Annotated in this window: 11 protein-coding genes; 2 read left to right on the top strand and 9 right to left on the bottom strand. The window is 48.0% G+C overall.

Annotation, left to right across the window (positions count from 1 at the left end; genetic code table 11):
- Nucleotides 1-64 precede the first annotated feature (64 nt).
- From GX364_00530 to GX364_00500, 7 genes are all read right to left on the bottom strand, one after another.
- Entirely contained in the window at nt 65-1033 is a 969-nt protein-coding gene (locus tag GX364_00530) for a hypothetical protein (GenBank protein NLI69338.1), read from the bottom strand.
- Between the two features lie 181 nt (nt 1034-1214).
- Complete coding sequence (locus GX364_00525) at nt 1215-1412, bottom strand: 4-oxalocrotonate tautomerase (protein ID NLI69337.1); 198 nt, start codon at nt 1410-1412, stop codon at nt 1215-1217.
- Between the two features lie 22 nt (nt 1413-1434).
- A complete protein-coding gene (locus GX364_00520; GenBank protein ID NLI69336.1) occupies nt 1435-2730 on the bottom strand; it encodes an NAD(P)/FAD-dependent oxidoreductase in 1296 nt (431 codons plus the stop codon).
- A 116-nt stretch (nt 2731-2846) separates the two neighbouring features.
- Nucleotides 2847-3698 carry a 3-hydroxybutyryl-CoA dehydrogenase gene (locus GX364_00515; GenBank protein NLI69335.1) on the bottom strand — a complete coding sequence of 284 codons (852 nt, stop codon included), beginning with the start codon at nt 3696-3698 and terminating at the stop codon, nt 2847-2849.
- 150 nt (nt 3699-3848) lie between these two features.
- Nucleotides 3849-4286: a bifunctional nuclease family protein gene (locus tag GX364_00510; protein NLI69334.1), complete on the bottom strand. Its 438-nt coding sequence runs from the start codon at nt 4284-4286 to the stop codon at nt 3849-3851.
- A 347-nt stretch (nt 4287-4633) separates the two neighbouring features.
- Entirely contained in the window at nt 4634-5032 is a 399-nt protein-coding gene (locus GX364_00505) for a restriction endonuclease (protein ID NLI69333.1), read from the bottom strand.
- A 12-nt stretch (nt 5033-5044) separates the two neighbouring features.
- Nucleotides 5045-5872, bottom strand: a complete 828-nt coding sequence (locus tag GX364_00500) for a hypothetical protein (protein ID NLI69332.1) — start codon at nt 5870-5872, stop codon at nt 5045-5047.
- Nucleotides 5873-6258: 386 nt separating this feature from the next.
- On the opposite strand from GX364_00500, the gene GX364_00495 reads away from it, so the two are divergent.
- The gene (locus GX364_00495) at nt 6259-7935 is read left to right on the top strand and encodes a hydantoinase/oxoprolinase family protein (GenBank protein NLI69331.1); all 1677 of its coding nucleotides are present in this window, start codon (nt 6259-6261) and stop codon (nt 7933-7935) included.
- The gene (locus GX364_00490; protein ID NLI69330.1) at nt 7928-9250 is read left to right on the top strand and encodes a histone deacetylase; all 1323 of its coding nucleotides are present in this window, start codon (nt 7928-7930) and stop codon (nt 9248-9250) included. Before GX364_00495 ends, GX364_00490 begins: the two co-directional genes overlap by 8 nt.
- An 89-nt stretch (nt 9251-9339) precedes the next feature.
- On the opposite strand, the gene GX364_00485 is transcribed toward GX364_00490, so the two are convergent.
- The gene (locus GX364_00485; protein NLI69329.1) at nt 9340-11118 is read right to left on the bottom strand and encodes a DUF2207 domain-containing protein; all 1779 of its coding nucleotides are present in this window, start codon (nt 11116-11118) and stop codon (nt 9340-9342) included.
- 519 nt (nt 11119-11637) lie between these two features.
- Complete coding sequence (locus GX364_00480) at nt 11638-12198, bottom strand: LemA family protein (GenBank protein NLI69328.1); 561 nt, start codon at nt 12196-12198, stop codon at nt 11638-11640.
- Nucleotides 12199-12547 lie beyond the last annotated feature (349 nt).

Genomic DNA, 12547 nt, shown 5'->3' with positions numbered 1-12547 from the left:
TGTTCGGAACAGCAAGAAACGACAAAAAAACCCGGCATTGCTGCCGGGTTTCTCCCTACACGAATCATTTTTCGTACATGATCTTTATTTTGGCTTCCTCACGTAGCCGTTCGATCAATTGTTGCGCTTTGGAATCGATTATACTGTTCTGGTATTCCTCACGCACATCATCCCTTACCTCGCTGAATTTAACAGCACGTCCTTCTTTTTTATCAAGAACTTCAATGACATGGAACCCTTCTCCCGTTTCAACCGGTGCGCTGTATTCACCTTTTTCCAATGCAAAGGCAGCCTCCACCAGAGTATCTTCCGCTTCCTCGTTGACCGGTTTGAACAATGGTTCAAGTTTCCCTCCATCTTCCCGGGTAAACATGTCCAGGGAAAGCTCGCGGGCAAGATCCGCAAAAGCTTCCCCTTGCGCCAGACGGGCAATCACATCTTCCGCTTCACTCTTTGTTTCAACCAGAATATGCCGGGCCTGAACCTCGGACAGGACATCGAACATGGAACGGTTTTCTTGAAAATATTTTTCCAGATCCTGATCGGATATGTCTTCATCCGCCAAAATTATTTTTTCAAGCAAGATCTGCGATCTGAATCTGTTTTGTAAATTTTCAATGGTGTCTCCGTATTCCTCCAACAATTGGTAAAATTCTTCCTCGGAACCAAATTGTGAAACTATCTCATCAATTTTTTTCTCGATTTCCCCTTCATCAACGGTAATTTTCAGCTTCCTGGCTTCCTGAAAAATCAACTTTTCATTGATCAGGCTTTCGACGATAGTTTCACCGCCGCCTTCAATCATATTTTCAAGGAGTTCGTCCTTGGTAATTTTTTCTCCGTTTACCATCACGGCGACATGGCTACGCTGGAAAAAAACCAGGTTTACAATCAATGCGCCGACAATCAATATTATCAGCAAGACAGTTGTAATGATATTCCCACGCCTGTAAGACATTCCACCGTTGTCATCGGACTGATCGTCTGTTGGGCTCCTGTCATTATCCAAATAATTTCCACCATCGTGGACCATGATGCCACCTCCTTGTTATTTATTATTTGTTACATCGCTCATAATGAACATAGTAATGATTATACCTCTTTTGCATATGCGGTCAAGCATTTGCGGCCTGGCATTATATTCATGCCCGGGGCCAAAAATAAAGGGGCGGCCATGTTGGGAGCCGCCCCTGGCAATAGATGTTGAAATGAATTTACTTCTGCCTTTTCTGAAGTTCCTCGAGCAGTTCCCCGCCAACACCTACACTTTCCGGGCCGCTTGGTCTCAAATAAACGACAAAAGCGGATTCAGCAATGCCTGTCAGCTTGCTGGCTGTTTGGGTAAAGGAACTGATCATCTCTTTCTTTTTTTCTTTGTCCAGTTCGGGACCATAAAAGAATATCGTCGGCAAGATCCAATACCTCCCTTCCGTGTCAATCTCGGTGGCCATTCCGAATTGCTTCGTAGGTAACATGTACGGATTCATGCCCCACATCCCCGCCAGCGCCGGGTGCTGCTACCGAATCCCCTACCAGATACAGATTCCCCACGCCGGGAACCATGGCGGAAGGCCTTTTGTCTTCGGTCTGTTCAATGTTTACTTCGGTACCATCGACAACCGGCAGAAACAGAATTCTGCGCCATTCTATGGCCTTCTCCAGTTTCGGAAAGAATTTGAAAAGTGCCTTTTCCAGTTCAGCCTCCCTCTTCTTGGCCCAGGGCCTGTCTTTTATCTTGTTTTCGGGCAGAGGCTGCAACCAGGTAAACAATTGTTTGCCTTCCGGTGCCAGCGATGGCTCCACGTTTGAAGTGAAAAAACCGAATGACATCGGATTGTAGAGATAACATAGTCCATCGATATTCGATATGGAGTGTTTCAAACCGTAATCTAACACTATTCCGGCAGTGGGGCGATTGTTCTTGCATTTTTGAATGTAGTCATCATCAACCCTGCCCGGCAGAAGCTTTGACAACTGATGGGAAGGGATTGAAATTACAACTTTTCTGGCTTCATGAAGCTTGCCATCCACAAAAACACCCACCGCCTTGCCGTCCTTGACCTTGATCTTCTCCACGGTGGATTTCAGGCGTATCTCCCCACGCTCCTTGACTTTGTTTTGCAAAAGTTCCATTATCGGCTTCCATCCACCTTTCGGATACATGACGGATATGCCGGTCTGCAATACCTTTTGCATGTTGATGAGCATCTCACCAGCCGAAGCTTTTTCGATAAACGGACAGACCATTATCGAGGCACTGACCATGTGAAAATAGCGTCTCAAACCTCCGGAGATATCATTCTCATCCATCCATTCCTTGACACTTTTATCCAGTAGATGCGTATGATCATCATTTCTGATTTTACCCATCATCCTGATTATCCTGAACTTTTCACCGATGCTGAACAGTCTGGTAGTAAGGAAGGCTCTGGGCCCGGTGGGAAAAACTTTGGTTTTGCCATCCGCATCCATAACCCAGGATGTTCCCAATGAAGCGTATTCTATCTCATGACCCAACTGCCGGCAGGTTTTTGATATTGCGCTTTGAGGGCCGAACCTGATCAGGTGAACCCCATAATCGACAATAAAACCCTTTCTCTTCTGGACGACCGCTCTTCCTCCCGTTCTGCTCCCTTTTTCCAGAATCAGTACTTTTTCACCATCATGGGATAGCAGTGCCCCAAGCTGAAGCCCGGTTATACCCCCTCCAACAATAATTGTATCAAACACCTTATCACCTCTTTACCAATGCTTGAATGGATAGATTTGTGTTCAAAATAGCAAATATTACAACTCATTATACTTCAACTGCCCGGGTTCTTGAAGAGAACTGTTTGGAGCAAAATTCAATCGTACCGATAAAATCCTTTTCCCGTTTTCCTTCCCAGTAGCCCGGCTTTAACGTAACGGCGCAACAGGGGGCAAGGACGATATCTGGGATCCCCAAAACCCTCGTGAAGCACATCCATGATGGCCAGGCAGGTATCCAGCCCGATCAGATCAGCAAGCTCCAGCGGCCCCATGGGGTGATTCATGCCCAATCTCATAACCTGATCAACCCCCTCCGGCGAAGCTATGCCTTCATATACACAGAAAATGGCTTCATTGATCATCGGCATCAATACCCGGTTGGAAACAAAACCGGGGTAATCATTTACAACTACTGGAGTCTTGCCCATCTTCACGGCAAGATTCACGGTAATATCTATTACCGTATCTTCCGTCAAATGGCCGCTGATAATTTCAACAAGTTTCATCACAGGTACAGGATTCATGAAATGCATCCCGACAACTCTGTCAGGCCGATTGGTAGACGCGGCAATCTCCGTGATTGGCAAGGAAGATGTGTTGGTAGCCAGTATCGTATGCGAAGGGCAAATTTTGTCCAACCGGGAGAAAATTTTACTTTTGGTTCCCAGATTTTCTGTCGCTGCCTCGATAACATAATCCGCATCTTCGGCTCGTTCAAGATCAGAGCTCGTGTCTATCCGGGAAAATATTTCTTCCCGTTCCTTCTCCGAGATTCTTCCCCTGGAAAGTAGATGATCAAGGCTGCGGGCAATATTGTCCATGCCTTGTTTCAAGGAAGCGCCTGCCACATCATGCATGCAAACCCTGCAACCGGCCTGTGAACTGACCTGGGCAATCCCACTCCCCATCTGGCCTGCACCGACCACAAAGATATTTTCAATCTGCATTTCTTGTTTCCCCCGTGTTCCCTCGCGGCAACAATCAACTGTAATAGCTAATTTCTCCATCCAATTGATGGTTTCCTGCTCTTTTCAGTTAAAATTGGGAGTGCATGTTTGAAAAAAATAAACGGACAGCGGGTGAAACCGGGGATTTTTTCAATGGCATTCCTCTTCGTCGGGTCTTTCGAAGATAATGTTCTGGGGGTCAAGCGTGAACTCAACCAACTTCATCATGATGTAGATCGGGGCATCCGAACGCAGCGCCAGGGCAATGGCATCGCTGGGCCTTGAATCAATAATCTTGCGGTCATCATCGTAAGCAAGATATATCTCGGCGTAGTATGTTCCCTGTGGCGTTATATCGGTAATAACCACTTTTTCAATTTTGCCCTCCATTTTTTCACAGCACAATTTGATCAAATCGTGTGACATGGGCCTGGGTGGGCGTTCGTTCTCGAGGGGCATGGCGATGGCTCTGGCTTCATATGGCCCGATCCATATGGGAAGCATCAGTTTCTCTTCTTTATCGGCCAACAAAACTATATAGTTGTGATCCCGGTCCATGGCAACCATCTTTACGTTCACCTCTATCAGAAAAACCACCTCTTTTTTGAATGGAAAACTTTATTCTGCCACTCCCCGAATCAAAGCATTCATTCATAAATCATTATATGTAAGCTGGCGATAAAGAATCCCCTCCTTGAGCAAAACGCAAATAATACAAATGTTTTTCCCCGTTGGGTAATGGTACGATACCTTGTGGTTTCTACCTGTTTTGGAACAGGATCCCGGAAGAAAGATGTCGGTCCCTTTTATTCCATTTCAAATCCCAGGTTCCGGACATGACGATCTGCCCCGAACAGGTTGGCGGCCGAACGGGAATGAAAGGCTGACAATTCAACAATTATTTTTGGGGTGTATCGCAAATTTTCTGCTTTGTTTCAGAGATCCCTCAAAAATATCCTGATCTTGATCTTCAGCCACTTGCCTTTCCATTCCTTGGATTCAAGTTTGCCAAAAAGCATTTTCCCGGCATCCATCATGCGCGCCAGCACCTCATTCTTCTCCCGGGGGAGGTAACCCAATTTTCTTTCCTTCCTGTCGAAGATAACAATGGCCAGACTGTCATATTCATTATCCGGTTCCCGGCGAAATAACAGGGGGTCGCCCGGTTCAAGATCCGGTTCGATTTCCTCAAGGCTCAGATGACTGGTTCCGGCAATATGGGAATCCATCAAAAAGATCTCCTGTACATAAGGAGCAATTGATGTGTCGCCGTCAAAATATTTTTGTATGAAACGCCACATTTCCCGGTCGGAAGGGACCAGTTCCTGGCTCATGCCTGTTCACCCTCAATGAATTTTTTTGTCAATATCGGGTTTCAATAGGTCCTCCAGAAAAGCACTGTAAGTCTGTTTCTGCAGTTGATATCTTTTCAGTTCTTTCCGAATCATTCTCTGCTCCTTTTCAACCCAATCCGGATCCCCCAGTTTTTTTTCCATGTTGAATGGAAATTCATCCCGCATGGTAGCAAGGGTCTTCAGAAGTCTCTCGATTTTCCCGCGAAGGTTGTCGATATCCGCGGACAGCTGCTCCATTGTAGAGGCACCGGCAGCAGATTCTTCCTGTTCCGGCAAAAACGACGCCAGCACCTGCAATTCTTCCAGATCGCTGTTTTTGTAAGCTTCAAGAACCCGTGCCCATATGTATTTCAAGTTGTCAGGAAGGTTCTTGTTGATGTCGGGATGCAACCTCTTGACCAGTTCCCGGTACAACTTTCTGAGTTCCCGGGAATCGTCGGGAGATAGACAGGACAATTTTTCCCGTTCTTGAGCTTCTTTTATTTTGCGCTGCAACTCAAGGACTTCTTCTTTCCATTTTTGCAGCTCGATGTCCAGTTTCTGTTCTATCTTCTGCAGATCGGGAACCTCTCCCCGATTCAAGGAAGCCTGGATCATTTCTATTTTGCGACGTATTCTCAACGTTTCATTCCTGACCAGGTACAGGCGGTACTGTTCCTTCCCGATACAGATATGATACTTCATTTCCAGATTGGGCTTGACCGTGTTGATCAAAAAATCGTGGTCAGAAATAAGTTTGGAAAGTTCGGTTTTCAGGGATGATAGTTGTTCCATGAGGGCAATATACTCCCGGGAAACATCGAGTTCCTTCCCCTCCATTTCTCCACCTTCCCATCTCGCAAAACTAACAGGGTCAAGCAACAGACACCAACTATATACTTATTGTTTTCCAAGCCAAAATCCTTTTTTGGCATGGTGAAAATATCCTGGAACCACCATGCAGGAAATTTTAGCAACGATCCAGGGAAGGTAACTCTTGTTACGGAAGGGAGACAAAATGATGTAGCCCATCTCCACAAATTGACATTCTGTTTGCCAGCATGATACGATGACGTAGTGAAAAGACGGTTGCAGGTCCTTTCTGTTCTGATAATCATCGCCTGCATGAATGACAACATCCGGATCGCTGCACCATCTCTTAAAAAGGCTGCCGGTCATTTCCAGATGGTTGGAAATAAGGCAGAACAATATCGCGGGGGAACAAAATGTTTATCGGCATCGATATCGGGGGAACCTTTACCGACGGAGTGCTTGTTGATGGGCAGAAAATAATAAAATCGGTCAAAGTTGAGACCGGGGTGGATCTGTCCATCTCGATACACAACGCTCTGGAAGAAATACTGATCGGTGTCAAACCGCAGGAAATAGACCAGGTCAATTTAAGCACCACACTTATCACCAATTTGATCTTGCAGGGCAACCTGCCCGAGACCGGGTTGCTTCTGTTGCCCGGCCCCGGTGCAAACCCTCACCACCTTCCTTTTGCCGCAGAAACCAGAATACTGCAAGGATCTGTCGACTACAGGGGCAGGGTTATTGAACCCGTGGATTCCTCCGAAATCATGGAGGCTTGTTCATATTTTCAACAGAAACAGATCGGACACATGGTTGTCGCATGCAAGTTCAGCCAGAGGAATCCTTCCCTGGAGCTCGAGGTCGTTAACTTCATCCGCAAACATTTTCCTGCATTTGAAGTGATGGCCAGTCACCGGGCAAGCGGTTTGCTGAACTGGGTATGCAGGGCAAACGGCGCATATTACACCCTGGCAACCGGGGAAGCTTGTCAGGATTTTCAGGATAAAATAACATCCACACTCCAGCAGCTAAAACTTGATTGCCCTCTTTCGATATTGAAAGCCGATGGAGGTACATTGCCCCTTGACGTATCGCTGCGCTATCCCCTGGAAACGATCTTCTCCGGACCGGCTGCCAGCACATTGGGTGCTCTGGCTACTACCGGAGAACGGATCACCGCCGTGGTAATGGATATCGGAGGTACAACAACCGATATGGCATTGCTTCTGGATGGCAAACCATTGCTGGCGGAAAGGGGCACTTTTATCAAGGGCCATCCCATTCCTTTACGCTCCCTGGCCGTGGCCTCCCTGTCCATCGGCGGAGATAGCTCCCTCCGCATAAAAGATGGCGCCATATGCCTGGGGAAGAGGGAAGGTCCCGCCCTCTGCGCCGGGGGTCCCCGCCTCACGGTTACAGACGCTCTTGTCCACATCGGGTACAGCGATTTTCCTTCTTCGGAACCGATAAAAAAAGAGATGGAGATGATGGCTGCTTCCCTGGATACGGAGCCGCTTGACTTTTGCGCACAGGTTCTTGAACTTTTTACCGACAAGCTGAAAACAAAGTTGGAAGAGATGTTCAAAATATGGGAGGAAGAACCTGCCTACCGCATCTGGCAGGTTCTGTCAGCGCAGAAAAAACACCCACACAAGATTATCTGTATAGGTGGGCCGGCAGCCGGTATAGGCCAATACCTGGCCCTGAAAAAAAACCGGGAGGTAATTGTCCCCCCTTACCATTCCACCGCCAATGCCATAGGTGCAGCGATGGCCAGACCGACCATGAAATTGGATTATTTCGCCGACACAGAAAGAAAATCCTATTCCACGAATATCGGCGGTCTACAGGGGGCTCTCGACCGCCCGCCGTCAAATATCATGGACGCCAGAAAAATTGTTCAGGACCTTTTTGACAAGACAGCAAAAGAATGGAATCTGCCCGAAAGTGCAACAGAATTTACCTATGAGGAATGTTTCAATATTGTCCGTGGCTGGGCTACCACGGGAAAGATCTTCCAGATCGGATTGCAGACCGTTCCGGGGATCAGGGGGTTTGTCGAGGAGGCGGTGAAATCACATGAATAAAACAGGGCTGATTTTTTTTCCGGCTTTTGATTGGGCCATCTCGCCCACTCATCCGGAGCGGGAAGAACGTCTTCTTTACACCAGGGATCAGATCTTCGAGGAAGGGGTTCTGGACCATCTGAATATAACTGAATATACACCCCGCCTGGCCGAGAAAAAAGATATTGACAGGGTTCATTTCTGTGTTCCCGACACCGAAGCGCAGGCAACCAATGCCCACTTTATCTCTGCCGGCAGTGCCTTGAAGCTGGGCGATGCCCTGATGAATCGAGAGATAAGAAACGGTTTCTCCCTGGTACGCCCCCCGGGGCATCATGCCATGCGCGTTGCTTTTGGCAACCGGGGATTCTGCAACATCAACAATGAAGCCATCCTCGTCGAGTATCTACGCCATAAATACGGCCTGAAAAAAATTGCCGTGGTTGACACCGATGTTCATCACGGCGATGGTACACAGGATATTTTCTATCATGATCCCGACGTGCTCTTTATCTCCCTGCATCAGGATGGCAGAACGCTCTATCCCGGATCGGGTTTCGTCGATGAGGCCGGAGGGCCGGGGGCTTTTTTGAAGAACATCAATATCCCTCTGCCCCCCCAGACTACCGATGAGGGATTTCTTGAAGTGTGGCGGCAGATAATACGCCCTCTGCTGAAAGAATTTGCCCCCGAGTTGATTATCAACTCCGCGGGGCAGGACAACCATTTTACCGATCCCCTCGCCAACATGCGAGTCACCAGCCAGGGTTATGCCCGGCTCACCGAGGAATTGAATCCCGATCTGGCCGTTCTGGAAGGCGGATACGCGATCGAAACAGCCCTTCCCTACGTCAATCTGGCCATCATACTGGCCCTGGCCGGCCAGGACTACAACCATGTAATAGAACCCGAATATCGCAAGCAAAATTTCGAGCAAAGCACCCGGGTTACGGCATATATCAAGGATATGATAGGCTACTGGCAGGAGAAACTTGCCCGGCAAGCCCCTGACAGGGAGGAACTGTTCCCCGCAGATAAAATCTACAGAAACAACCGCCAGATCTATTACGACACCGACGGTATCCGGGAACAACAACAGGAATCTGTATATTGCTGTGCAGACTGCCCCGGCATTTACAAGGTTTCCTCGCGAAGCCTCGGCGCCCGCCCCCGGGACCACCGGATTCTGGGAATCAGCATTCCACTGTATGCCTGCTCCCGTTGCCAGGAAAGGGGTTACGAATTATGGGAACGGGAAAAGAAGGCAAAATCCCATGAACTCTATTATCTGCAAGACAAAAAGAAAGATGAATTTATCAGGGAAAGCAATACGTAGGCAGCCGGAATTGCCCTTTCCGCCCATCGCTGTTTTCACATCACGTGCGGCACGGGTGCCCTCCTTTTGACCCGGTAACTGGCAGAAAATCAACGGCCACCGTAGCTGCCTCCTCCGGAACCTCCCCCGCCACCGCCGGAGAACCCACCGCCGCCACCCGAACCGCTCGAGGATCTGCTTTCAGCAGCCCGCACTGTCCTTTCCGCGGCTCTTATGGACTGTTGCAGGCTCTGGCCAATTTTTTCAAAATTGTCGCCCAGGCTGATCATCCCTGCGGTAGCTGTTCCGTAATACCAGTGCTGCCCGAAGCGGTAGTCACTATCCTGGAGATTGGGGAAGACGATCTCCAGTTGTTTCATCACTTCCCTGGCTACCCCCAGGCTTACAGCATAGACCAGATAGTGTTCCCAGATAATCAGACTGGGTATTTCATGACGTTGCATTTCGGAAAAATGCAGCAGGAATTTGCGGAACGCCTTCCATTTGCTGAAATCCTCGCTGGCCGCCCGGGAACGCCGCTTGAAAAAGAGGGGGAGCAAACCAACCAGAATAGCGCAAGCACATACAGTCCACCCCAGAATGGAAACATCTTTGTTGACCAGGAACATACCAAGGGCAAAGGATGCCATCCCGATTACAAGCGGTATCCAGCGGGCATTCTGGGGGATACCTTCAAACCATTTGTATTGATCCCCTTTGCTGGACAGGGAATCACTCCACTGCACCCAGAAACTATAGTAGAATTCGCGGCTGCGCTTTCGGGAAAATTGCTCGATATCATACAGATATAACGTGCGGTTATCCTTCGAAATGGTTGTAAAAAAATAGTCGATCAATTTACGTTCATGTGGTTGCAGCCCATCTTTTTCTCTTTCGTATTTTTCATTTTGCAGCGTCAGCAGGTAGGTAACGATATTTTTGTTTCCCAACAATCTCTTTTTTTCATACATCTGCTGCTCGATATAAATAAAACCGCGCCGGGCCAGATCCATAAGGGTGGCCGTAACATCGTGCGTCTTCACCTTGCCCCAGTTCCAAAGAACTGACATCACCGCCGGGGGATAATCGGCGGGTAGTTCCCTGTAATAATCCCCCTGAAATTCGGGTCTGTGCCTCTTGCCATATCTGAACCATAACCATATGAGAGCAGCTATGGTTAGCAGGGCGAGTATCACGGCAGCAACAATTTCCAGACGCGCCCACGAACGGCCGAGATTGGCTTTGGCAGCCCATTCTTCCTCTTCTTCCAGAATCGAGGCCAGGGCATCCCGGTCCGTTTTCATGGCCGCGGGGGTCTCCGGGAAAAGCTGCACGGGCATGGTCAGACGCCCTTCCAGAAATTCGCCGGCCGGCATATCCGATATTTGCCAGATCACCTCGCGCGGTCCTCCAAAATCAACATCGCCGTGCAGGGGACCATGCCCCCAGATCCGTATATCCGTCCCCGGCGTGAAATTTTCAGCTCCCGGCGGAAGCAGCAGCCGGACAACCACCCTTTCAATTTTCTGTTCGTTCTTCTCTCCAACAAATTTACGGTAGAACTCGGCCACATCATTGTGCACCTTTACCAGGTTATTCACCCGATAACTGAGGTCGAAAGTACGTTGCTCATCGGTAGCATCGATACTCCAATCGACAAGCATTTCATTGGAATCCTGCTTGACAAGAAAGGTGCCTGGTGGCCCATAATCTTCCCCCGGATTGAAACTGTATGCGACCCCCTCCTCGGCGACCGTGATATCACTTATGGTGGTGGAGTCCAGGGGAATGGATACAAAATATCCTTCATAGGTGCCGTTGAAAGTGACAGTGATCCGCTCGGTAACCGACATCGAACCGTCCGGTAAAAGTTCAGCTTCATAAACCAACTCATTCATCCTTAAACTGCGGGCTTCCGCGGTCTGCGGCAAGAAAATCGCCGACAGCAAAATTGCGCAAAGGAAACTCAAGATGATGTGTGTTGAAAAAGGACGTTTAGACAAGTTGATTCCTCCCCTTTATAATTTTATCTCCATCGGCTCGCGGGCTCCTGGTTCATCCTGCAATGTTGAACAATCAGCCGAATCCGAATACCGACCACCAGATCGGTGAGATGCAATCCACCCTGGCAATTATCTCCTCCGTTTCAACAAGGCAAAGGCAATTTCTCTCCAACAAATTTACGGTAGAACCCGGCCACATCATTGTGAACCTTTACCAGGTTATTTACCCGATAACCGAGATCGAACCGTCCGGAAAAATTTCAGCTTCAAAAACCAACTCATTCATCCTCAAACTGCGGGCTTCCGCGGTCCGCGGCAAGAAAATCGCCAACAGCAAAATTGCGCAAAGGAAACTCAAGATGATGCGAGTTGAAAAAGGATGTTTAAACAAGTTGATGCTCCCTTTTAGAATTTTACCTCCACCGGCTCGCGGGCTCCTGGCTCATCCTGCAATGTGAAATAATCAGCCGGCCCGAATCCCAGCATGCCGGCTACAAGGTTGGTAGGGAATAACTCGATCCTCGTGTTCAATTTCTGCACCGTGTCATTGTAAAATTGACGAGAAAAAGCTATTTTGCTTTCCGTGTTGGTCAGTTCCTCCTGCAATTGCATGAAATTGGCATTGGCCTTGAGTTCCGGATACGCCTCGGCTACTGCAAAGAGGCTGCGCAAGGCGCCGGACAACATTGTTTCTGCCTGCGATTGTTCTTTTACAGTCTTGGCTGCAATAGCCTGATTCCGAACCCGGGCAATTTCTTCAAAAGTTGATTTTTCATGAGCGGCATACCCCTTGACCGAGTTGACCAGGTTGGGAATCAAATCATAACGACGTTTCAACTGGACCTCCACCTGCGACCAGGCATTTCTCAGTCTTTGCCGCAACCTCACCAGACCATTGTAGGTAAATATCAAGAATATCAGGAGAACAACTACCAGTACCCCCAGAACAATCTTTACAGTACCCATCATCGATCACCGATCCTTTCAATTCTGTTCTTTTCAAAACACAACATTTCTCTCATGGTTCTTTTGTCATAGTTGGATATTACCATCAAAATAAATGTAATACAATATACCTTAAAAGATTCCTTCAATCAATCCATGCCCCATTACCTGATATTGCCAATTATTTGTAAAGGTTTACCGGTTCATACAAACTGGAATTATATCTGCTGTGGCGATAATGCCCATATTGCTTTCCCTGGTTGCATACAACTCTATTGATTAATATTTCTATCTATAATATAATAATTTTAACATTTATAATTATGGTAAACTTTCATTCTGCTTGCTGATTCCACAGAAAACGGAGGTG

The sequence above is a fragment of the Bacillota bacterium genome (assembly GCA_012518215.1).
Classification (GTDB): Bacteria; Bacillota; Dethiobacteria; order DTU022; family PWGO01; genus JAAYSV01.
The sequence above is the reverse complement of the archived record's forward strand: the minus strand, read 5'-3'. Positions and strand labels throughout refer to the sequence as shown.

Excerpts from the sequence above, each read along its gene's own strand:
- GX364_00530 (NLI69338.1), bottom strand. The coding sequence starts at position 1,033 with ATGGTCCACGATGGTGGAAATTATTTGGATAATGACAGGAGCCCAACA.
- GX364_00515 (NLI69335.1), bottom strand. The coding sequence starts at position 3,698 with ATGCAGATTGAAAATATCTTTGTGGTCGGTGCAGGCCAGATGGGGAGT.
- GX364_00505 (NLI69333.1), bottom strand. The coding sequence starts at position 5,032 with ATGAGCCAGGAACTGGTCCCTTCCGACCGGGAAATGTGGCGTTTCATA.
- GX364_00500 (NLI69332.1), bottom strand. The coding sequence starts at position 5,872 with ATGGAGGGGAAGGAACTCGATGTTTCCCGGGAGTATATTGCCCTCATG.
- GX364_00495 (NLI69331.1), top strand. The coding sequence starts at position 6,259 with ATGTTTATCGGCATCGATATCGGGGGAACCTTTACCGACGGAGTGCTT.
- GX364_00490 (NLI69330.1), top strand. The coding sequence starts at position 7,928 with ATGAATAAAACAGGGCTGATTTTTTTTCCGGCTTTTGATTGGGCCATC.
- GX364_00480 (NLI69328.1), bottom strand. The coding sequence starts at position 12,198 with ATGGGTACTGTAAAGATTGTTCTGGGGGTACTGGTAGTTGTTCTCCTG.